The sequence below is a fragment of the Mesorhizobium sp. M1423 genome (genome assembly GCF_040317575.1).
Taxonomy (GTDB): domain Bacteria; phylum Pseudomonadota; class Alphaproteobacteria; order Rhizobiales; family Rhizobiaceae; genus Mesorhizobium.
The window spans coordinates 284,251-305,776 of the sequence record NZ_JAMYKU010000004.1; the positions used below are offsets into that span (position 1 = coordinate 284,251).

Consider the following 21,526-nt stretch of genomic DNA (forward strand, 5'->3'; position numbering starts at 1 on the left):
TGGTCAGATTTTCTGTTCATCGTGAAATATGCCGCTGGCCGGCGAATGTAAATGTGGCGGTAACGCGCATCAGCTTTCGGGCAGCGGGATGAACTCTTGCTCGTCTCCGGGAACGATATCGAAGCGGCCCGTCTTCCATTCTTCTTTCGCCTGTTCGATGCGTTCCTTTGAGGACGATACGAAATTCCACCAGATATAACGTTTCGAACCGAGCGAAGCGCCGCCAAACAGCATGAAATGGGCGCCGCTCTCCGATAAAACAACGATCTCATCGCCGGGCCGGAAAACCAGCAGCCGCTCGGCCGGGAAGCGGTCACCGGATATCGAAACCTCGCCTTCCAGCGTATAGATGGCGCGCTCCTCGGCATCGGCCGGGATCTTCACGCTGGCACCCGGCGCCAGCCTGAGATCGGCGTACAGTGTGTCCGAAGCGGTCGCGACCGGGGAGCGCATTCCGGAAAACGCACCGAGGACGATATGGCCGCTGACCCCCTCGGCATCGATTTCGGGCAGGCGCAGCGCCGCGGTGTTTTCGAAGATCGGCGCGACCTCCTCCTTGCCGTCCGGCAGCGCCAACCATGTCTGCAGGCCGGAAACCGACATCGGCGCGCCGCGCAGTTCTTCTGGCGTGCGCTCCGAATGGACGATGCCGCGGCCGGCGGTCATCAGATTCACGTCGCCGGGCTGGATCACCATCTCGGTGCCGAGCGAATCACGGTGCCTGATCTTGCCGTCGAACAGGTAAGTCACCGTCGACAGTCCGATATGCGGATGCGGACGGACGTCGAGCGCCTGGCCGGCCCGAAGAACTGCCGGACCCATACGATCGAAGAAGATGAAAGGTCCGACCAGCCGGCGCCTGGCCGTCGGCAAGGCGCGGCGAACCTGAAATCCGCCAATATCCTTGGCGTTCGGAATGACCATCAGCTCGATCTGATCGCTGGCGAAGGCATCGCCCATCTGCGGATCGTTTCCGGGAAAGAAGCTCACGCGGTCCCCTCAGGCGAAGCGAAGTGCAGATTTGGCCTTCGCCTTGGCCGCCACCTCTTCGCGATTGCGCGGATGCTGCGTCGTCTCGAGGCTGTCGAGCAATTCGCGCGCCGAGGCGGCAATGGCCTCGACGGCATGGTCGAACGCATGCTGGTTCTGTTTTGAGGGTCGCGTCGTTCCGCTCAGCTTGCGGACAAACTGAAGTGCGGCATCGCGGACCTCGTCATTGGTTGCCGGCGGATCGAAATTGAACAGGGTTTTGATGTTTCTGCACATCGTTCGCAATCTCCTCTCGTCCTGGAGCCGTTTCAAACGGGATGAGTTTTATCCTCAATCATGGTGATGTCCAAAGCCGGCAAGCACAATCGTCGTTCGAGGCCGCCTCAATCCGCGTCCAACGGCTCTGTCCCCACCGGCTTGCCGTCACGCGACAGCCTGATTTTCTCGACCTTGTCCTCGGCCGCCTTCAACAGCCGGTCGCAATGCGCCTTCAGCGCCTCGCCGCGCTCGTAGATGCGGATCGACTGGTCGAGCGGCACGTCGCCGCGCTCCAGATCGTCGACGATCCTCTCTAGCGCGTCGAGCGCCTGCTCGAAGCTCATCGCCTTGACGTCCTCGTTGGTCTCACCAGCCATCGTCTATCCCTTCATCAGCCGCCCGACATGGGCGGCGACTGAAAATGCCAATCCCTGCAGATCGTAGCCGCCCTCGAGCAGGCTGACGACCCGATTGCCGCTAAGGCGCCCGGCGCGTTCGAGCAACTGGCCGGTCGCCCAGTCGAAATCATCCTCGGTCAGGTTGATCTCGGCCAGCGGATCGCGGTGGTGGGCGTCGAAACCGGCGGAGATGATGATAAGATCGGGCGCAAAATTGTCGAGCGCCGGCAGGATGCGCGACAGAAAGGCGTCGCGGAAAACATCGCTGCCGCTCTGCGGCGCCAGCGGCGCGTTGACGATGTTGCCGGCGCCGGTTTCGCTCACGGCCCCGGTGCCGGGGTAAAGCGGCATCTGGTGCGTCGAGCAATAGAGCACCGACGGATCGTCCCAGAAAATGTCCTGCGTGCCGTTGCCGTGATGCACATCCCAGTCGACGACGGCAACGCGGTCGGCGCCATGGTTCTTCTGCGCGTAGCGTGCCGCGATCGCCGCGGTGTTGAACAGGCAAAAACCCATGGAGGTGGTCTTTTCGGCATGATGGCCAGGCGGCCGTGCGGCGACGAAGACATTGTCGGCACGGCCGGTGAAGACGTCGTCAACAGCAGCGTTGGCAGCCCCGATCGCAGTCACGGCCGCCTGCCAGCTCTTTGGGCTGGCGGTGGTATCGGCGTCGATACGGGCGATGCCGGTGTCCGGTATCGCTATGCGGACACGTTCGACGAATTCGGGCGGATGCGCGTAAAGGATGGTTGCCTCGTCGCCTTCCGGCGCCTGGACGCGATCGAGCGCCGCGAAGGCCTCGTCGTCAAGCACACGCTCTATGGCGCGCAAACGGTCCGGCCGCTCCGGGTGACCGGGCGGGGTTATGTGCTCGAGGAAAATCGGATGGGTGTAAAGTCTCGTGACCATGCCCCGATATAGGCGCGCCTCGACGCTTTGGCCATGTTTTAGCGTCTCGCTGGTGTGATGTTCAACAGGGTTTAAGCGGGCGGGGCCGGCTGGTTCCAGCGCGAGCCGCCAGATTGCTGGAAAGAACAACCTCAGGCTGGTGATTGATCAATCTCGGGCTGCATCGACGATTGCCGATCAGGCTGGTGCAGCCTGCCGGTCCAGTTGAGCAGCCCTTCCAGAAGAACCTTGAACGCCTTCACGGCCTTCTTCGACGTCGCTTCGGGATCGTTCGAATTTGCGATCCACTGCGCCGCATGCAGCGAGGCGCCGCTGACCAGCCTTGCCGCGGCTTCGGGATCGACGGCAAGAATGGTCCCCTCGTCGCTCAGTCTTTGCAGGCTCTCCGTCATCGAGCGGATGCATGTGCTCTGGCTTGGCCATTGCGATGGATCGCCGAGCACCGCCGGCCCGTCGCGAAGCACAATACGCTGGATCTCCGGCTCCAGCGCCATCTCGATATAGGCGGTGCATTCGTCGACAAAGCCCTGCCAGAGATTGTCCGGCTTGGCCGAAACGACCTTCAGCCGGGCCGACATTTCGGCGTCGATCTCGGCGATGACCGCCTGGAGAAGGCCCTTCTTGTCGCCGAAGTGATGATAGAGCGCACCGCGCGTCAGCCCGGCCGATGCCGTGAAATCATCCATCGAGGCTTCGGCATAGCCGAGCGTGCCGAAGGCCTGGCGTGCCGCGGCAATCAGTTTGGCGCGGGTCTCGGCAATCATCTCCTTGCGTGGTCTGTGCATGCTCTGGCCCTATTAACATACGCTTCGTATGCCAATTGACATACGCCGCGTATGGTCTATTTAAACTCATACGTTACGTATGTAATCGCCGAACCGTCCCTTGTCCAGGAGCCAGACCATGCAAAATCCCTATACCCAGATCTTTCGCGCGCCCGGCGCCAAAGGCTTCGCCGCGGCTGGGTTCGTTGCCCGGCTGCCGATGGCCATGGCTCCGATCGGGATCGTTGCGATGCTGTCACAGACTGATGGCGAATACTGGCTGGCCGGCGCTGTCTCCGCGACATATGCGCTTGCCAACGCTTTCGTCGCGCCACAGGTATCGCGACTGGTGGATCGCCTCGGCCAGACGCGGATTGTGGTGCCGACCACCGTGATTTCCACGCTCGCTTTCGCGATCCTGATTGCGGCGGCCAATCAGCATTGGCCGATATGGACGCTGTTCGTGTCATCGCTGCTGGCTGCTGTCATGCCCAGCATCCCGGCAATGGTGCGCGCGCGCTGGACTGAGATCTTCCGCAACCGTCCCGAGCTGAACACCGCGTTCGCCTTTGAATCGGCGGCGGACGAACTGGTCTACATCGCCGGGGCATCGCTGTCGGTGGGGCTGAGCGTCGCGCTTTTCCCGGAAGCGGGAGTGCTCGCGAGCACATTGTTCCTCGCCCTCGGTTCGACGGCTTTCATCCTGCAGCGTTCGACCGAACCGCGAGCCAGACCGGTGGAACATGGTTCGGGCGGTTCGGCAATCCGCCTGCGGCCTGTCCAGATCCTCACCTTGGCCCTGATCTTCATTGGCGCGACCTTTGCAACCACGGAGGTGAGCACGGTGGCGATCACCAAGGAGCTTGGCCAGCCGGGCGCCGCCAGCTTCGTTATCGGCGTCTACGCGCTCGGATCGTTCGTCGTCGGCATCATTATCGGCGCCCTGAACCTGAAAGTGCCGCTGCAAATTCAACTTGCCATCGCAATCGCCATCATTGCGCTTACCACGCTGCCGCTGCTCGTCGCCGACACCGTGCCGCTGCTGGCACTGGCCGTCTTCGTCAGCGGCGTGGCGATCTCGCCGACCTTCATCACGGCATTCGGTCTGATCGAGCGGCGCGTGCCCGAGGCGGTGCTGACCGAAGGCGTGACCTGGGTGATGACCGGCATTGGCATCGGCATGGCGCTCGGCTCATTCGCCGCCGGCTGGGTGGTGGACGCTTTCGGCGCGCAGAACGGGTTCTGGGTATCGGTGGCGTCGGGCACAATCGCATTGGTCATCGTGCTTGCCGGCCAGCGCAGCCTTGCCGCGCCGGATTGCGACATTGCAGCCTGCGACGCTGCTGCGGTCGCTGCGGAATAGCTTCCGGTGCGTCCGGCCCGAGGCGGGGGCCGGACGCATACCAGCATCGTGAGAACGGTCTAAAGAATCTCGGTCTTGGCGATGTGGATGCCAAAACCTTCGAGGCCGACATAATGGCGCTCGCGCGAGGCGATCAGATTGATCGAGGAAATGCCGAGATCCTTGAGGATTTGCGCGCCGAGGCCGATCTCGCGCCATTCGTTCTCGCGCCGGCGCGCCTCTTCATGGTCCTCGCGGTCGCCGGCAGCCGGCCGCTTGCGCTCCTGATGGGCGACGCCGACCGACCCTTCGCGCAGATAGACGATGACGCCGCGCTTGCGCTCACCCATCGCCTTCATGATGGCGTCCAGCCTGTGGCTGGTGCCGAAGACGTCACTCACCACGTCCTCGGAATGAAGGCGCACCGGCACCTCGACGCCGTCGCGGATATCGCCGAAGACGACCGCCACGTGATGCATGGAATCCCAGGGCAGCGTATAGGTAAAGACCTGCGCCTTGCCGCCGGGCGTCTCGATGTCGGAACAGGCGACGCGTTCGACCAGCGTTTCCTTGCGTTGCCGGTAGGCGATGAGGTCGGCAACCGAGATCTGCTTCAACCCGTGCTTTTCGGCGAAGGCCTGCACCTGCGGGCCGCGCATCACGGTGCCGTCATCGTTGACCAGCTCGGAAATGACGCCGACCGGCGGCAGGCCGGCGAGCTTGCAAAGGTCGACAGCGGCTTCGGTATGGCCCGAACGCATCAGTACGCCGCCCTCGCGCGCGATCAGCGGAAAGATGTGGCCGGGGCGCACGAAATCGGACGCGCCGACATTGCCATTGGCGAGATTGCGCACCGTCAGCGTGCGGTCGTCCGCCGAAATGCCAGTCGTGGTGCCGTGCTTGAAGTCGACGCTGACGGTAAAGGCAGTGGTGTGGGCAGAATCATTGTCGGCCACCATCGGCGACAGGTTGAGCCGCTTGGCTTCCTCGCGCGGCATCGGCGTGCAGACGATGCCTGACGTGTTGCGGACGATGAACGCCATCTTTTCCGGCGTGCAATGGACGGCGGCGACGATCAGGTCGCCCTCGTTCTCGCGCCCGTCATCGTCCATGACGACGACGATCTCGCCGCGCTCGAAGGCGCGCAGGGCTTCAACGATCTTCTTCTGGTCGTAAGGCATAAGCGCTCGTTTCACTCGCAGGGGAGTAGGGGAATAGGGCAGTACGGCAGTAGGGAAAAGGAAAAAATTGGCTGCTTGGCGTGCACCAACATACTCCCCTACTCCCCTACTCCCCTCCCTGTCTGTCCCCGATGCCGCAGATAATGATCGGCAATGGCGCAGGCAACCATCGCCTCGCCGATCGGCACGGCGCGGATGCCGACGCATGGATCGTGCCGGCCCTTGGTCATGATCTCGACGTCGTTACCGTCCTTGTCGATCGACTTTCGCGGCGTCAGGATCGACGAGGTCGGCTTGACCGCGAAACGCGCGACGATCGCCTGGCCGGTCGAGATGCCGCCGAGGATGCCGCCGGCATTGTTGGACAGGAAGACCGGCTTGCCGTCATTGCCCATGCGCATCTCGTCGGCATTCTCCTCGCCGGTGATGCGGGCGGCCTCGAAACCGTTGCCGATCTCGACGCCCTTGACGGCGTTGATAGACATCAGGCCGGAGGCGATGTCCTGGTCGAGCTTGGCATAGATCGGCGCGCCAAGCCCCGCCGGCACGCCGTCGGCGACGATCTCGATGACCGCACCGACCGAGGAGCCCGCCTTGCGGATACCGTCCAGATATTTGGTGAAGACGGCGACCGACGCCGGATCGGGAGTGAAGAACGGGTTTTCGGCGTCACCGACGAAATTCCAGTTCCAGTTGGCGCGATCGATCGATCTTTCGCCCATCGACACCAGCGCGCCGCGCACCACCATGCCTGGCACGATTTTGCGGGCAAGCGCCCCGGCCGCCACTCGCGCCGCAGTCTCACGCGCCGAGGAGCGACCGCCGCCGCGGTAATCGCGCAGGCCGTATTTGACCTCGTAAGTGTAGTCGGCATGGCCCGGCCGGAACTGGCGGGCGATGTCGCCATAGTCCTTGGAGCGCTGGTCGACATTCTCGATCAGCATCGACACCGGCGTGCCGGTGGTGATCATCGTCTCCCCGTCCTCATCGACAATAAAGCCGGACAGGACCTTGACCTCGTCAGGTTCGCGACGCTGGGTCACAAAACGTGACTGGCCGGGGCGACGCTTGTCGAGTTCGGCCTGGATCTCGTCGCGAGTGAAGCGGATGCCGGGCGGACAGCCATCGACGACGCAGCCCAGCGCCGGCCCGTGGCTTTCGCCCCAGGTGGTGACGCGGAAGAGATGGCCGAACGTGTTGTGCGACATGGAACCAGCCCTGCCGGCGTCGGAGCCGGCCTAGCGCATGACCTCGAAAATCGGCGCGATTTTCGGAAAGGATCATGCGCAAAAAAATCAAAAGTGCTACAGCGTTCGTTGCGCGCCCAGGAGGACGCGGCGCTGCAGCTTGCCTTCTATTGGCGTTTTCCACAGTGGTCAAACTGTGATCCGGCGGATTTAGTTTTGACACATTCGATTGGTTTCTGCTCAGTTCCGTTCCGTTGGACCGAGCCGCTGTACCGGCAATGATTAAAGAGGACGATGATGCGTATCCTGATTGGCGCTGTTGCCGCCACGCTGTTGATTTCCACCGCCGCCTTCGCCGGCCAGACCGAAGGCCTGATCAAGAAGGTCGACAAGGACGCGCTGACGCTGACGCTGGACGACGGCAAGTCCTACAAGCTGAACGCCGAAACCGATCTCGATGCGCTGAAGCCGGGCATGGACATCGTCCTCGCCTATGACGTGACGAATGGCGAGAACGTCGTCACCGACATGGAATTGCCGGATACCGGATCGACCGAGTAGGGCGCGTCGGTGCCGGCCCGACCTGGTCTCAACATACGCTACCTCATCGGTCTCAAAGCCACTCCAGGCGCCGGCCGTCCAGCCTGAGCAGGCGGTCCTGCGGCACTTCCATGCTGACCGCCTCTTGTTCAGACATCCCCAGCACCAGGCGGAACAGCGCGCGCATGACGCCACCATGGGTCACGCAGACCGTCTGGCGATCGAGAGCGTCGAACCACGGCTTCACCCGTTCGAGCAGCATCTGATAGCTTTCGGCGCCTTCGCCGGGCGGGTGGAAATTCCATTTATCGAGGCGGCGGTGCCTGGTCGAACCGGGATCGTTCGCCTCGAGTTCGGCAAAGGTGAAACCCTGCCAGTCGCCAAAGCTCAATTCTACGAGTAGCGGCTCGGTACGATAGGCGTGCGGATCGAGCTTCATCGCCGCGCGCAGGCGCTCCATCGTCTCGCGCGTACGCCGCATCGGGCTGGCGACAAAGTCGAAATCGTCGGGCTTGTCGATGAGTTCGGCCAGCCTACGCCCGTTGCGGCTAGCCTGTTCGCGGCCGAGCTCGTTGAGGTCGGTATCGGCCTGCCCCTGCAGCCGGGCCTCGGCGTTCCACGCCGTCTGGCCGTGGCGCACGATATAGACGAGCGGGTACATCAGGTCTTCCGGAAGAGGTCAGGCGGCGGCGTCAGTCCTTGACCGTCGAAATATCCGGCGCGTCGACCGCCTTCATGCCGACGACATGATAGCCGGAATCGACATGATGGATCTCGCCGGTGACACCGCGCGAAAGGTCGGACAGGAAATAGACGCCGGAATCGCCAACCTCCTCCTGCGTCACCGTCTGCTTCAGAGGTGAATTGTATTCGTTCCACTTCAGGATATAGCGGAAATCGCCGATGCCGGATGCGGCAAGCGTCTTGATCGGGCCGGCGGAGATGGCGTTGACGCGGATCTTCTTGGCGCCGAGATCGACGGCCAGATAGCGCACGCTGGCCTCGAGTGCCGCCTTGGCGACACCCATGACGTTGTAGTGTGGCATCACCTTTTCTGCGCCGTAATAGGTCAGCGTCAGCAGCGAGCCGCCATCGGTCATCAGTGCCTCGGCGCGTTTGGCGATGGTCGTGAAGGAATAGACCGAAATATCCATGGTGCGCAGGAAATTGTCGCGCGTCGTCTCGACGTAGCGGCCGGTCAGCTCGTCCTTGTCGGAGAAGGCAATGGCATGGACGAGGAAATCAAGCTTGCCCCAACGGCTGGCGATGTCGGCGAACACCGCATCGAGGCTGGCCGGGTCGGTCACGTCGCAATGGCCCGCGACATGCGCGCCCAGTTCCGCCGCAAGCGGCTCGACGCGTTTCTTGAACGCCTCGCCCTGATAGGTCAGCGCGATCTCGGCGCCGTGGTCGACACAGGCCTTGGCTATGCCGTAAGCGATCGAGCGATTGTTGGCGATGCCAAGGATAAGGCCGCGCTTGCCGGCCATAAGGCCCCGTCCACCCGCCATGTCAGCGCTCTCCGCAAGGTTCTCTACGTTGTGGAGTGCCTATCGCACAGCCACAGTGCCCCTTCAAGCGTTCAAAGCGGACAGTTCGCGGGACAAAGCGGTTGCTCAGCAGTGCCGCGCGTCCTTTGGACGTGCAAAGGACGCTGTAGCGCTTTGACCTTGCGGTCGTGGGCCAGTGAAAAAATACGACACTTGGTGTCCGTGTGGCACGGCGGAAGATGACCCTTTGGCGGAAGTTTCGTTGGCCAGCGGCCGAAGTCACGCTCATGACCCCAAGCCGACTTCATGATTTGAGCTGTGGACGACCGGTTTGCGCCTAATCTAAGACATTCCGGAGACGCGGCCCTATCCCGGAAGCGGACGTTGCCAGTGAGCGCGCTGGAGACGTGATTGCGCCAAACGTGGACCGCACGCGCGCTCCTCCAGCCGACACTCCTGTTAGACTAGAGGCACCCCATTCCTGTCGTTGCAGCGAACTGAAAGCCCGCGTTGATGATCACGACTGGATTGCGAACGGATAGCAGACGGGTGGGCTAGGAACCCATTATGCCGTTGCCAATGGGACTATTCTAAGCCTTAGTGCTCACGATGGAGCTTCGATAACATCCGAGAAAGCCGCGTGGCTCTCTCAGCGTGTTGCAGGACGTCCGATGACCACCAGGGAACGAGTTCAGACCGGGTCGCTTGCAGGGGAGCGCAGGCATGTGACCGCGCTGTACTATGACATTGTTGGTTCGACCACTCTGCTAAATCAGCTGGACCCCGAAGAATTCGGCGCTATGCAACGTTCGCTCCACAATGGAGCGGCTGCATTGATCAGCGACTACAATGGCTACCTCGAGCGGGTTCATGGCGACGGCGGCTGCGCCTATTTCGGCTTTCCCGAGTCCAGGGAAGATGCCGCCGAATGTGCGGTCGCGTCGGCAATCGAAATTGTCGAGTGGTGCGAGAAACTGGCGAGACAGTCCGAATCCAGCCTCAAGGTAAGGGTCGGCATCACCACAGGTGTGGTCGTCATCGCTGACGCTTCGAAAACGAACCTTCCGGGCGCCACCGAGATTATTGGCGTCGCGCCGGCACTGGCTGCGCGCATCCAGTCCGAAGCAGCGCCGAACAGTGTTGCTGTCGCAGAAGCCACCTATCGGCTTACCATGGGCGCGTTCGAATTCGAGGAGATCGGTCCAAGGCACCTGAAAGGATTTGGCGAACCGGTACTTTTGTGGCGGCCATTAACTCGCCGGCAGCAGTTCGACCGCTTCACAGCGTATCGGCGCGTTTCCGCGCCGCTAATCGGTCGCGAAGACGAGCTTGAATTGTGTGGCCGGCGTTGGGTTAGAGCCGCAAACGGCAATGGCCAGTTCATTCTTCTCCATGGCGACCCCGGGATCGGAAAATCCCGGCTGATCGCCGAGTTCCGCCGTGATCTTGCCGCTAAGGGTGTGCGGACCCTGGTGTTTCAATGTCAGCCGCGCGGCAATTCGGAACCGCTGCACCCGTTTCTAGAACCTCTCAGAAAGGCAATCGCAGACGCGACCGGCAACGCCGACCCGGATCGGGATGCGGTCACGCGCTACCTGCGGTCACATGGCTCGGAACTTGGCGCGTTGAATGCCGAGATCATCACATTCCTTGTCGCGGGCGAGACGGAGGGGGGCGCTGGCCAAGCCTGGCAGGTCGATCTCTCGAACGAGGAGATCAGGGCGCGTGTTGTCGAGGCCATGCTGTCACTTCTGACGTCGCCGTCCGTTCTTGGACCGCTCCTCCTGATAATCGAGGACGTTCACTGGGCAGACACGCTCACCAAAGCACTTGTCGCCAAGCTGAGCCGGTGGATCGAAACACGGCCGATTCTTGCCGCAGTAACGTCGCGCGAGGCTATCGCGCCGGACGGTTTCGGCGATCCAAACGTGCTTGCCGTCGCCTTGTCTGGCCTGACTGCTCAAGCTACCGCGGAGCTGCTCAGCACGATCTGGGAGGATTATTCGCCACCAGATGAACTGGTCGCCTTTATCTACGAGAAGAGCGATGGCGTGCCCCTGTTTGCCGAACAGCTGGCGCTTTGGATCCGTGAACGAGCGAAGGCTGGCTTGCCCGATCGGGCCGGATTGGAGGCGTTGCTTCGTGCGGATAGCATTCTGGATCTCCGGGATCTTCTCGCAGCCCGCCTCGCCAGCTTGGGGCCATTGAGACGTGTCGCCCAAATCGCAAGCGTCCTAGGGCGACAGTTCCGACGGAAACTGCTGGCTTGTGTGCTTGAACTTGGGCCTCTTGCCATACCTCTGGACGAAGCAATCGAAGGTCTTGTCCAAGCCGGGATTGTCCGTCGGAAGTCTGGCGGTATGGAAATTCGCTTCCGCCACGTGCTGATCCAGGAAGCGGCCTACGAAAGCCTCCTGAAATCCGAGCGGCAGGAAATCCACACAAGCGTTGTAAATCTCATTCAATCAGGTGTTGTTCCGCCGCTCTCCGACGAGACGATGGCATGGCATTTCGGGCAGGCCGGACAGCCTGTGCAGGCGGCGCGCCACGCTATTCAGGCGGCAGAGGCTTGCGATGTTCGGTCAGCAATGCAGGAGGCAGAAAACCTGCTGGATTTCGCTGAGAAACAACTCGCTCAGGCCGGCAGGAATGCCGAGTCGAATGAGCAGCTGCTTCGCCTCCTCACAGTTCGCGGGCCGGTCGTTGCAGCGCTTTTCGGTAGAGGCAGCAAGCAAGCGCGTGCGATCTATGAGCGCGGCGTATCGCTGTGCGCCACGGTTAAGGATCGGGATCGTGCAGAATGGTTCCCGCTTTACTGGGGTTGGTGGTTCACTGCGCCCGACTACCAGACACAGCGCGCAAGATCCGACATCCTCGTGCAGGACCTTGAAGGCTCTGCAGATCCTGAGGTCCGGCTTCAGTCGCTGCATTGCGCATGGGCGACCAACATTGATGCCGGGCTGCATTCGCACTGCCTAAAATGCGTCGAGCAGGGTCTCGTTCTTTACGACGAGGATCGCGCATGTTTCAACCGCGGCCGTTACGGAGGTCATGACGCCAAGGTCTGCGGCCTGGGCGAACGTGCGTTCTCCCTGTGGTTCGTAGGCGACGACAATGGGGCTTCCGAAAGTATAATCGCTGCCAAACGATGGGCCGAGCACATCAATCATCCGAACAGCATGTTGCATGCACTGGAGTTCGAGATCGAGCTGAAACGATATCGAAACGACCATCCCGGTGTGATTGCGGTCTCCGAAAGGATCGGAGAACTCGGGCGGGCAACGCCGGGTGTACTCGCCAAGGCGGCGCTGTTCCGTGCCTGGGCGCAGGGTATGAGCGGGGACGCGGCAGCTGGCGTAGTGGCATTCGAAACCGAGCTGACACGCTGGCGCGAGATCGCGACCTACGAGGGTGCCCCCGTTTTTGAGGGCATGCGTTCGGAGTTATTAGAACGCGCTGGACGCAACGACGAGGCCTTGTCGATACTGGATAGCATCATCGCGGCTTCGACCAGCAGTGGGCAAGTGTTCTGGCTTGCTGAGTTGCTACGGCAGCGCGGTGTGCTCCGTCATACCCTTGGCGAATCGCAGGAGGCGGTGATGGCCGACCTTCGTCGAGCGCTCGAAGTCAGCACCGAACAGCGGGCCGCACCCCTGGCGTCACGCGTGCGGCTGGACCTCGATCGGCTCCGGCTGTGAAGTCCGACACCGGCTTTGCGCAGGCGCTTGCCATTCCTGCGAATGAGATCGGTCTTAGGCTCGACCGCGAACTCTCCGCCCTTGGCGATGCCCAGTGCACAGACTCCGCAGCCACCGAGAAGCTCGCCCGCGGGCTTTTCTCCGTCCGGAGACGTTTTGGCATAACGCGGATCGGATCGTTGACCCGCCTTGATCGCGCCGGCGTGGCGGTTGCTCAAGCCGTGCGGCCATTGTCGCTCTCCAACGCTGTCTCCCAGGGCAAGGGTGAAACCCTCATAGAGGCAGCGGCCGGGGCACTGATGGAAGCGCTCGAAGGATGGGCAGCGGAGCAGGTCTCGCATGAGCGCATCAGGATCGCAAGCGCGCGCGTTCTGGGAGAAGAGATTCGGGCCCTCTATGCTGGCTGCCGAGTCCATGACTTCGACGCCGGCTGGGATCAACTGCAACTCCAGTGGACCGACGGTTATGATATTTTCACCGGCCGGGTGCTGCCAGTTCCTCTCCCCCTGGTCGATACCATCTACACGCTTCCGTCCCCGCATCCCGTGGCGTTTCCCCGATCCACGCGCGGACTCGCCGCCGGGCAAACGCTAGTTTCCGCGATCACCCATGCAGCGCTAGAAATCATCGAGCGCGCGAGCATCGCAGGCGCCAACCGGTATCCACGTTCCTTTCCGGAAATTCGTATCGACCCCGCCCGTATTGGCGGTCCGCGTTCGTCGCGAATTCTGGCAAGCCTCGCAGCCGCGGATCTCGTTGCCGGAATATGGCTCGTCCCAGGCGATCATGATTTGCCGGTCTTTCGCTGCGCCGTAATGGAATCGGAAGCGCATCAGGAGATTGCGCCGCTGCCGGGCGAGGGGTTTGCGTGCGACTTTACCCATGATGGCGCCTTGGCCAAGGCACTGATGGAGGCGGCACAGGCCCGGGTAACCGCGCTCGCCGGTGCCCGTGAAGATATTACACGTGCCGCTTATCCCGAGTGGTACGACCGAGTGGACCTGGACACGCGTCGACGCTCGTTCCGGGTGCCAGGGAACGCCACCACGCTTCCCGCCGATAGCGTCGGACCGACCTCAGGCGCCAGCAAGCTCGACGCCGTTCTCAAATCGCTAAGGCGCGCCGGAGCGCAGGCGGCCCTTGTCGTGCCGCTCCATAGCAGCACGGATCCCGATATCGAGATTGTCCGTCTCGTCGCCCCTCCGCTCAAAGACCTCATCAGAGGATAGGGATGGCGGACAAGCCGGTCATTTTCCTCGGACCGACACTGCCGCGTGCCCAAGCGGCAGCCATCCTCGACGCCGTTTATCTACCGCCCGCCGAACAGGGTTCGATCGTCCGCGCAATGAGAGCCTATCAACCGAAAGCGATAATCCTCATCGACGGTTCGTTCGGGAAGGTACCGGCAGTTCGTCACAAGGAAATCCTGTGGGCGTTGGGAAACGGAATTCCGGTGTTCGGGGCGGCAAGCATGGGCGCGCTCCGCGCCGCTGAACTGGCGGCGTTCGGCATGCAGGGCCATGGCTTCATCTACCGATGGTACGCGTTGACGCCGCTCGCCGACGACGATGAAGTCGCGGTAGCGATGTGTCCTACTGAACTCGGCGCGGCGGCCCTGAGCGAAGCGCTTATCAACATACGCCTTACGCTAAAGCGGGCATTGCGAGCAGGCATCATCAACGCCGTGGAAAGGCGATCTCTGGAAGTGCTGGCGCGGGACACGCACTTCGTCGATCGCAGCTATCCGAGGCTGCTCGCGGAGGCGCGATCTTCTCTGCCCAGCAAATCCGCAACGGCCCTGGATCGGCTTGCTGACTGGCTCCCCCGATCGGCGATCGACCGCAAACGCGAAGACGCAACCGGCTTGCTGGCGAAACTTGCATGCTGCCCTGAACTTCTGGCGCATGCGCCGATGACCCCGCCTTTCACCCTGACCGAAGCTTGGGCCTATGACCTCGGCGCGGCCGGGCTGTGGGACGACGACATTGGGTCTGTTCTTGCGGAACGGGATGGATTTTGATCTAACAGGAATACTTCAGACTGTCCTTTCAGGAGAGGGGTGGGACTGCCTGCATGGGCGCCAGTGCAAGATGGCAGTCGGGTATTGGATCCGCGGCTTCGCGCCTTGGAACACGCTTTCTTGTTTTTCCCCAACCTCCTTTCATTCAGGGTTACGAACGGCCCGAGATGATTTGGGTCTCCACGCCGCCTGACGCGATCGGCCCCGGGCCAGCCGACCGACGGATGTATGTGATCGACCCGTTGCTTGAAAAGCAGCCATACCAGTTTCCTTACCTGCCTCCTTACGCCGGTGCCCTCAGGCCGCCTGCGGTAGCCGGCCCAGACGGGCACTTCGACAACATTCCGCTGGGCACACCGGAGTTCGAGGCGGCGCATGCCTACGCTTGCGTGCGGCGGGTGCTCGACATCTGCGAGAGCTATGTGGGGCGCGAGATTCCCTGGTTCTTCGAACCGACCTATCCGCGTCTCGAGATTGTGCCGCGGCTGAACTGGGACAACGCCCAGTCGGGTTACGGCTTTCTGGAGATGGGGATCGATGAGGCCCGCGGAACCACGCAGCCCTTCGCGCTCAACTTCGATGCTGTTGCACACGAGATCGGGCATTTGGTGATTTTCGGCGTCATGGGAGTTCCCCGTTTCGATCCGCCGCATGAATACTTCGCCTACCACGAGGCAGTGGCCGATTTCATCGCGCTGATCTCGCTCCTGCACTTCGATACTGCGCTGGATTTGCTTTTGCGGCGCACGCGCGGCAACCTCCTGATCAACAACGAACTGGACCGCTTCGGCGAGCTCTCCGACGAAAAGCAGGTCCGACGGTTCAGCCACTCGCTGCGGATGAGCGACGTCAGCACGGAAGTGCATGACCTTTCCAAGCCCTTCGCGGGCGCACTCTTCGACATCCTTATCGAGATCTACCAGGTGCTGCTGTTCGAACGCGGGCTGTCCGATCTGGATCCGCGTGACTTTCGTGATCTCAGGAGTGAGCTTTCCGAAGAAGAGGTCGAAGACCTGCTTTCGGTTTCACTCGCCGCCAATGACGGCCGCCTCTTCGCATTGAAATCGGCATTGGAAGAAGCCCGCGACCTAGTGGGCGAGATCCTGGTGCGGTCGTGGGAAGAGCTTGATCCGCATGCACTGGACTATCGCGAAGCAGCCGAGGCGATGGTTGTTGCCTGCGAAAGCGGGCGTGCGCGCCGCTTCGCTGACAGCCTTGTCGACAACTTCGCCTGGCGCGAGATTTTTTGAAGGAGAAAGGGATGCCAAAGTCACCAACGCCGACAGGCAACCCACTTAAACCGTCTGGCCCGGGCGGTGGGCCAGGTCGATCGCCAAACAATACTGGAGGGAGAAGCATTATGTCGTCCGATATTCCTGCGCCACCCAGCGCGCAAAACTATTCGCCGGATCAGATTACGCTCTATGGCGTCAGGTTGAATTTCGATAATGTGGGCAAAGTTAGTCACAGAACAGCGACTTTGCCGTTGAATGAAAACTTACTTCGCATGTCCATTGTCAAGAAACGCGATGACCTCGAGCCTATAATTCCAACCAAGGAGGTGATTGCTGTCGTCTATGGATATGCCTTTGAAGGTCAATGCTACCGCAATGACAAACCAAAACTACTCATTTTTCATCCAACGTCACGAGAAACCGCCGCGACAGGATGCGGATTTGATGACCTGGGATACGTCATGTGGGGAGTTACAAAGAAAACCCCGATCATGGAACTTGCCACAAGTACTGACTTCGCCGAAGAAATCATCTTGAATGCAAACCTTCCCGGCAACCGCAGCCCAAACACTTACGGGAACAGCTTCATGCTGGCACATCGCGGCGGCCGGCTAAGCCGCGGAGGGGGGAGCCAAAGTTAGTTCTTGGTATCTTCCTTGGCGGCTTCTTGCTTCGACTTCGAGGGTGGCGGTGGCGGGAAAGCTTTGTCATCAATATTGTATGTGGTGTCAGCCTCGACCTCCATATTCTCTTCGTGTACAAGCCAATCTTTCTCGTTCTTGCTCACATAGACATCGACACTGCCGACGTTATTGCCTTGGGTCGTAACGGCCACCTCACGTTTGGCATCACGGACTTTCAGGAAAAACTCCGTCGGCGGCGGCTCGGGAAATGGTAGTTTGTCTGTTATTCTCAAAAATTTATCACTAACCGTCACGGTGAAATATATCGATTCCACGCCTGCCATTGATCCCTCCTGCAGAAGGCCGTGCTCAAATTCGGTGCGAAGCAGTACAGTGCAACCAGTTCGGCTCGTTGTAAAGGCAGTGACTACGGCCTTACCTTTCGGGCACAGAACCCACACGGACAAACTCGACCCCGGTGATCGCCATCGCAGGTCGCCTCTCCACGATTGCCAGGATGGAGCGGATAGTTGTGCTCGATCAGGGACGCATCGTGGAAGAAGGCGGGCCGGACGAACTGGTGGGACAGGATGGCCTGTTTGCCCGTCTGTGGAAACACCAAACCGGTGGCTTTATTCCTTACGAGATAAGCTAACCTACCACTGTTGCAGGAGCCGACAAAGCTCCAGAGATTTGCGACGGAAATTGGGATTCCCGTTCTGCAGTCGCGAGCGCTCCGATCTACGCTCACGGCGCTTCGTGGCTTGAACGTCGCTCTCATCTATGAAGCTCCATAAGCTGCCCTTCCGCTCGCGGCTCCAAACGCGACGTCTGAGCAGTAGTTCGGCGACAACGCTCCTGGCCCAATCAAGACGTTCGGTGTATAGCAGAAGCGTCCGCAAGTCCGCTTTTCCACACGGCATCAAGCGCCGGCCTTTTCGATCGTCAGCCCTTTCGCCGGCGCATCAGCGCCTCGAGCTCGGCGTCGCCGCCTTCCGGCAGCATCAGCCGCACATGCGCGTAGAGATCAGCGTGACCGCCGGCTTTTTCCGGCAGACCCCTGCCCTTCAGCCGCAGAACCTTGTCCGAGCTTGACCAAGGGGGAACATTGACCGCAATCCTGCCGGTCGGAGTTTCGACCGCCACCTTGGCGCCATGCACCGCATCGGCCAGTTCCACCGGCAGGTCGACATGCAGGTCGCGGCCCTCGACGCGGTAGCGCGGGTGCCGGCGAAAGCGGATCTTGACCAGTGCATCGCCCGGCTGCCCCGGCCCTTGCTCGCCCTGGCCTTTCAGGCGGATGGTCTGGCCGTCCTCGACATAGGCCGGCAACTTGACCGCCATCTTGCGGCCGTCGGGGAACATCGCCGTCACCTTCTCCGCGGTGGCGGCTTCCTCGATGGTGACGTCCAGCGTCACGTTGAGATCGGCGGCGGTCGGGGCCTGACGGCGGCCGCCCGCGCCGGCGCCGCGCTGCTGGGTGAAAGCATCGCCGAAGATCTGGCTGAAGATGTCGCTGTTGCCGTCGAACGGATCGCCGCCGGGACGGCCCGTGCGGAATTCGAAATGCGCGCCGCCCGGCCCTTGCTGCCGGCGGAAACCGGCGAAAGGATCGGCGCCGCCGGCCGCGCCTTCGAAACCCTGGAAACGCGGTTTGCCGTCGGCGTCGATCTCGCCGCGATCGAAAGCCGCCCGGTTCTTCTCGTCGCCGACAATCTCGTACGCCTGGTTGGCGGCGGCAAAACGGTCCTTCGCCTTGGGATCATCCGGATTCTGGTCTGGATGATACTTCTTGGCGAGCTTCCGGTACGCCGATTTTATATCCTTGGCCGATGCGTTCTTGGCAACGCCCAGCACCTCATAGGGGTCGCGCATGCTTACTGCCCTGGAGAAGGAGTGAGTCCACGATTTGCTACCCCTATATGCGCTCGCATAGGAAGAAATTCCAGTGGCTTGCCACCATATGGCTGGCGGAAAATCAGAGCGCCTTGAAGTCCTGCATTCGCCAGGCGCTGCCGCCGGCCAGGCATACTTCGCCCTTGAACAGCACGACGCCGTCGAAGCTTTCGCGTGACGCGGTGAAGCGACGGCATGTCTCGCCGTTAGCCCTGAATTCCGCCAGTTCGGTGATGGAGCCGCGCGAGCCGGTGTCGGCATTCGCCCAGGGAACGGCCTGCCCGGCCAGTTGCTCGACGTCGGCGGAGGACACGGCGTTGCGGATCGTGGCCTGATCGGAGGCGCGGTCCTGATCGAGCGGCGTGACTGAGGCCGGCGTGCTCGAGGTCAGCACCGAGCGGTCGACCTCCGCCTGCTCCAGGCTGAAGCCGCCGCCGCCACACGCGGCAAGCGGCAGGACGATTATCACGATCATGGCTTTGGCGCTGGCCGAAGCGATAACGTTCCATTGCCCACTGTCAAAAGCTTGCGCGATACGCGACAATCGGCAATCTCCCCAGCCGGCGACAAATTTGGGAAAACTATGAGCGAAACCGGGTTAACAAGCGGTGACTTTACCGAGGCGGCGGAGCCGTTCCGGCTTTTTGCGGCGTGGCTCGACGATGCGACGAAGAGCGAGATCAACGACCCCAACAGCGTGGCTCTGGCGACGGTCGATGCCGAGGGCATGCCGAATGTGCGCATGGTGCTGCTCAAGGGCTTCGATGAGGGCGGCTTCGTCTTCTACACGAACTTCGAGAGCGCCAAGGGCCGTGAGATCCTGGGCAGCATGAAAGCGGCAATGTGCTTCCACTGGAAATCGCTGCGCCGGCAGGTGCGGGCGCGCGGCCCGGTGGAGATCGTCACCGACGCCGAAGCCGATGCCTATTACGCGACCCGCCCGCGCGGCAGCCGCATCGGCGCCTGGGCCTCCAAACAGTCGCGGCCGCTGGAAAGCCGCTTCGCGCTGGAAAAGGCGGTCGCCGAATATACGGCGCGCCACGCTATCGGCGACATCCCGCGGCCAAAACACTGGTCGGGCTTCCGCATCGTGCCCCAGACCATCGAGTTCTGGCACGACCGTCCGTTCCGGCTGCACGACCGTGTCGTCTTTTCGCGCAACGCCGAGGGCGGCTGGGACAAGGTGAGGCTTTATCCGTAGGGGACGATGCCGCGCTGTTTCAATCGCAGGAGTGACTCCTATGTGGCTGCGCAGGCCATCGAGGATTTTGTAGCCCGTGAGGAATGGCAACTCGCCGAAATAGAGGCAGGATTGGCTGAAGCCTCGCGCGGCGATTTTGCCAGTGCCGGCGAGGTAGAGGCTGTTGTCGGGAAATACGTCAAGTCGACCCGCCAGGCATAAGCCACAGTCAATCCGCTAAACCGAGCGGGCGCTGCGGCGGCTTGATGAAATCGGCGCGCATGGCGAGAAAGACAATCCCGAGGCCGCCGCGAGAGTCATTGCGCGCATCGTAACGGCGGCGGGACATCTCGCCGAACAACCGCGATGGGGCGTGTCGGGCGCATCAAGGGGACACGGGAACTCGTCTTGGTCGAAGCCGTATATCATCCCTCATCGCGTCGACGGCGAGACTGTCGAAATCCTCACCGTCATGCACGCCGCCCAGCGGTGGCTTAGGCCTTGTAAGTCGCTCGGCACCCAGGTCGGGCCATACCGCCTGCGCCGAACCACCCGGAACTCCCGGGCTCCAGAGACCTGGCGCTTCCGATCTCACTTCACGATCTCGTGTGCGTGAAACGTTCCAGCTTGCGGGGACGAACCAGGGAAGGGCTCAACGCGCCGCTGGCGCAAATTCAGGAGGACGCAATGCATTCACTCAGGTTGGTCACGATAGCCGGTCTTGCCGGCCTTTTCGCTTCGCAAGCCTTTGCGGAGGACGCGATGGGGACAATGACGGTGATGAAGGGTGGCGAGGTCATGGCGATCATGCCCGATGGGCATATGGGCACCATGATGCCCGACGCGAAGATGAGCGCCGAAATGATGAAAATGGCGAAACCGATCAAGCATTGCATGATGTTGATGACCGACGCCAAAGGCAAGACATTCATGATCGACACGTCTTCGGCAAAGGCCCAGGCCGAATGTAAAAAAATGGCGATGTGACAAAGAGAGCATGGCGAGAAAACCCGCCGGTTGCTGCCAGCGGGTCCACGATGCGAGACAAGGCCAGAAGGTCTAGGCCTTTTTCCTGGTCAAGAAGGCGGTCAAGGCGGCGCGGGCTTCATCGGATTTGAGCCGCTCGCGGAAATGCTGGCTTTCCTGGCCGATGCGCTCGACAAGGTCTTCGCGCGAGCCGCGCATCAGGTCTCGCGCGATCCTCAGCGCTTGCGGCGGCTTGGCCGCGATCTGGCCCGCCGCCGCCAATACCGATGCTTCGAGTGCGTCTTCCTCGACCACCTCGTAGATCAGCCCGGCGGCCTTCGCCCGCTCGGCCGAAAAGCCCTCGCCAAGGCCAAGCAGCGCGAAAGCGCCCTGCCGGCCGAGGATCTGCGGTGCGAGCAGGCTCGAACCGGCCTCCGGCACAAGGCCGAGATCGACGAAGGGCGTCCGGAATATTGTGCGCGGCGTGGCGAACGTCAGGTCGCAATGCAGGTTGAGCGTGGTGCCGATGCCGACCGCAATCCCGTCGACGCCGGAAACCATGGGCTTTTCCACTTTGGCCAACGCCATCAGGAAATCCCAGACTTCGGTACCGCCTTCGCCGCCCGAGGCGATGACCATGAAATCGGCAAGGTCGTTGCCGGACGAGAAGGCACCGGGCACGCCGAGAAAGACATGGACGCGGATCGCCGGATCGGCGTCGCCGCCGGTAAGAGCCGCCGACATTGTCGCATACATGGCGCGGGTCAGGGCGTTCTTCTTGTCCGGACGGTTGATGCGGATGATCTGGATGGCGCCCTGGCGTTCGACGAGGATGTGGTCTGTCACGGA

At 61.7% G+C, this 21,526-nt stretch carries 23 protein-coding genes and 2 pseudogenes; 12 read left to right on the forward strand and 13 right to left on the reverse strand.

Annotation, left to right across the window (positions count from 1 at the left end):
- Positions 1-69: 69 nt before the first annotated feature.
- The 5 genes from NKG95_RS07950 to NKG95_RS07970 form a co-directional block, all read right to left on the reverse strand.
- Positions 70-990, reverse strand: a complete 921-nt coding sequence (locus tag NKG95_RS07950; RefSeq protein WP_353040370.1) for a pirin family protein — start codon at positions 988-990, stop codon at positions 70-72.
- A gap of 9 nt (positions 991-999) precedes the next feature.
- Positions 1,000-1,266 carry a DUF2277 domain-containing protein gene (locus tag NKG95_RS07955; protein ID WP_023716908.1) on the reverse strand — a complete coding sequence of 89 codons (267 nt, stop codon included), beginning with the start codon at positions 1,264-1,266 and terminating at the stop codon, positions 1,000-1,002.
- A 107-nt stretch (positions 1,267-1,373) separates the two neighbouring features.
- Positions 1,374-1,625: an exodeoxyribonuclease VII small subunit gene (locus tag NKG95_RS07960; RefSeq protein ID WP_352526964.1), complete on the reverse strand. Its 252-nt coding sequence runs from the start codon at positions 1,623-1,625 to the stop codon at positions 1,374-1,376.
- Positions 1,626-1,628: 3 nt separating this feature from the next.
- Positions 1,629-2,555: a histone deacetylase family protein gene (locus tag NKG95_RS07965; RefSeq protein ID WP_353040371.1), complete on the reverse strand. Its 927-nt coding sequence runs from the start codon at positions 2,553-2,555 to the stop codon at positions 1,629-1,631.
- A 131-nt stretch (positions 2,556-2,686) separates the two neighbouring features.
- Positions 2,687-3,340 carry a TetR/AcrR family transcriptional regulator gene (locus NKG95_RS07970; protein WP_353010735.1) on the reverse strand — a complete coding sequence of 218 codons (654 nt, stop codon included), beginning with the start codon at positions 3,338-3,340 and terminating at the stop codon, positions 2,687-2,689.
- A gap of 118 nt (positions 3,341-3,458) precedes the next feature.
- On the opposite strand from NKG95_RS07970, the gene NKG95_RS07975 reads away from it, so the two are divergent.
- Complete coding sequence (locus NKG95_RS07975; RefSeq protein ID WP_352846051.1) at positions 3,459-4,682, forward strand: MFS transporter; 1,224 nt, start codon at positions 3,459-3,461, stop codon at positions 4,680-4,682.
- 59 nt (positions 4,683-4,741) lie between these two features.
- Here the strand turns inward: NKG95_RS07975 and ribB are convergent, their stop codons facing one another.
- On the reverse strand, positions 4,742-5,842 hold the full coding sequence (gene ribB / locus NKG95_RS07980) for a 3,4-dihydroxy-2-butanone-4-phosphate synthase (protein ID WP_023716904.1): 1,101 nt from the start codon (positions 5,840-5,842) through the stop codon (positions 4,742-4,744).
- Between the two features lie 98 nt (positions 5,843-5,940).
- A complete protein-coding gene (gene aroC / locus NKG95_RS07985; RefSeq protein WP_352483721.1) occupies positions 5,941-7,050 on the reverse strand; it encodes a chorismate synthase in 1,110 nt (369 codons plus the stop codon).
- Between the two features lie 276 nt (positions 7,051-7,326).
- Here aroC and NKG95_RS07990 point away from each other — a divergent pair, with 276 nt between their 5' ends.
- Complete coding sequence (locus tag NKG95_RS07990) at positions 7,327-7,590, forward strand: DUF1344 domain-containing protein (RefSeq protein WP_023716902.1); 264 nt, start codon at positions 7,327-7,329, stop codon at positions 7,588-7,590.
- Positions 7,591-7,642: 52 nt separating this feature from the next.
- On the opposite strand, the gene NKG95_RS07995 is transcribed toward NKG95_RS07990, so the two are convergent.
- Both NKG95_RS07995 and fabI read right to left on the reverse strand, forming a co-directional pair.
- Complete coding sequence (locus tag NKG95_RS07995) at positions 7,643-8,230, reverse strand: histidine phosphatase family protein (protein WP_353040372.1); 588 nt, start codon at positions 8,228-8,230, stop codon at positions 7,643-7,645.
- 31 nt (positions 8,231-8,261) lie between these two features.
- Complete coding sequence (gene fabI / locus NKG95_RS08000) at positions 8,262-9,080, reverse strand: enoyl-ACP reductase FabI (RefSeq protein WP_353040373.1); 819 nt, start codon at positions 9,078-9,080, stop codon at positions 8,262-8,264.
- 650 nt (positions 9,081-9,730) lie between these two features.
- Here fabI and NKG95_RS08005 point away from each other — a divergent pair.
- The 5 genes from NKG95_RS08005 (at position 9,731) to NKG95_RS08025 (ending at position 16,653) form a co-directional block, all read left to right on the forward strand.
- A complete protein-coding gene (locus NKG95_RS08005) occupies positions 9,731-12,757 on the forward strand; it encodes an ATP-binding protein (RefSeq protein ID WP_031193359.1) in 3,027 nt (1,008 codons plus the stop codon).
- Positions 12,754-13,986, forward strand: a complete 1,233-nt coding sequence (locus NKG95_RS08010; protein ID WP_353040374.1) for a YcaO-like family protein — start codon at positions 12,754-12,756, stop codon at positions 13,984-13,986. Before NKG95_RS08005 ends, NKG95_RS08010 begins: the two co-directional genes overlap by 4 nt.
- Before the next feature lie 2 nt (positions 13,987-13,988).
- Positions 13,989-14,777: a TfuA-like protein gene (locus NKG95_RS08015; protein ID WP_023716890.1), complete on the forward strand. Its 789-nt coding sequence runs from the start codon at positions 13,989-13,991 to the stop codon at positions 14,775-14,777.
- A gap of 53 nt (positions 14,778-14,830) precedes the next feature.
- Positions 14,831-16,027, forward strand: a complete 1,197-nt coding sequence (locus NKG95_RS08020; RefSeq protein ID WP_023716889.1) for a gluzincin family metallopeptidase — start codon at positions 14,831-14,833, stop codon at positions 16,025-16,027.
- Between the two features lie 110 nt (positions 16,028-16,137).
- Positions 16,138-16,653: a hypothetical protein gene (locus tag NKG95_RS08025; RefSeq protein ID WP_051409559.1), complete on the forward strand. Its 516-nt coding sequence runs from the start codon at positions 16,138-16,140 to the stop codon at positions 16,651-16,653.
- Here the strand turns inward: NKG95_RS08025 and NKG95_RS08030 are convergent.
- Positions 16,650-16,979 (reverse strand): hypothetical protein, encoded by a 330-nt coding sequence (locus NKG95_RS08030; RefSeq protein ID WP_353040375.1) that lies wholly within the window; start codon positions 16,977-16,979, stop codon positions 16,650-16,652. The two genes, NKG95_RS08025 and NKG95_RS08030, sit on opposite strands and share 4 nt — an antisense overlap.
- A gap of 134 nt (positions 16,980-17,113) precedes the next feature.
- Here NKG95_RS08030 and NKG95_RS08035 point away from each other — a divergent pair.
- Positions 17,114-17,290: pseudogene (locus NKG95_RS08035) on the forward strand (hypothetical protein); the annotation flags it as partial.
- 290 nt (positions 17,291-17,580) lie between these two features.
- Here NKG95_RS08035 and NKG95_RS08040 read toward each other — a convergent pair.
- Positions 17,581-18,510: a DnaJ C-terminal domain-containing protein gene (locus NKG95_RS08040; protein ID WP_352846037.1), complete on the reverse strand. Its 930-nt coding sequence runs from the start codon at positions 18,508-18,510 to the stop codon at positions 17,581-17,583.
- A gap of 103 nt (positions 18,511-18,613) precedes the next feature.
- Positions 18,614-19,075, reverse strand: coding sequence for an RT0821/Lpp0805 family surface protein (locus NKG95_RS08045; protein WP_353010746.1), 462 nt, complete (start codon positions 19,073-19,075; stop codon positions 18,614-18,616).
- A gap of 39 nt (positions 19,076-19,114) precedes the next feature.
- Between NKG95_RS08045 and pdxH the strand changes: the two genes are divergently transcribed.
- The 4 genes and pseudogenes from pdxH to NKG95_RS08065 all read left to right on the forward strand — a co-directional run bounded on the left by pdxH (position 19,115) and on the right by NKG95_RS08065 (position 20,698).
- Entirely contained in the window at positions 19,115-19,732 is a 618-nt protein-coding gene (gene pdxH / locus NKG95_RS08050) for a pyridoxamine 5'-phosphate oxidase (RefSeq protein WP_292663882.1), read from the forward strand.
- Positions 19,733-19,759: 27 nt separating this feature from the next.
- Positions 19,760-19,933, forward strand: a pseudogene (locus NKG95_RS08055) (CopG family ribbon-helix-helix protein); the annotation flags it as partial.
- A 49-nt stretch (positions 19,934-19,982) separates the two neighbouring features.
- A complete protein-coding gene (locus NKG95_RS08060) occupies positions 19,983-20,327 on the forward strand; it encodes a type II toxin-antitoxin system RelE/ParE family toxin (protein WP_353040391.1) in 345 nt (114 codons plus the stop codon).
- 71 nt (positions 20,328-20,398) lie between these two features.
- Positions 20,399-20,698 carry a hypothetical protein gene (locus NKG95_RS08065; RefSeq protein WP_023716881.1) on the forward strand — a complete coding sequence of 100 codons (300 nt, stop codon included), beginning with the start codon at positions 20,399-20,401 and terminating at the stop codon, positions 20,696-20,698.
- 72 nt (positions 20,699-20,770) lie between these two features.
- Here the strand turns inward: NKG95_RS08065 and NKG95_RS08070 are convergent, their stop codons facing one another.
- The gene (locus tag NKG95_RS08070; protein ID WP_352483724.1) at positions 20,771-21,523 is read right to left on the reverse strand and encodes a crotonase/enoyl-CoA hydratase family protein; all 753 of its coding nucleotides are present in this window, start codon (positions 21,521-21,523) and stop codon (positions 20,771-20,773) included.
- Positions 21,524-21,526 lie beyond the last annotated feature (3 nt).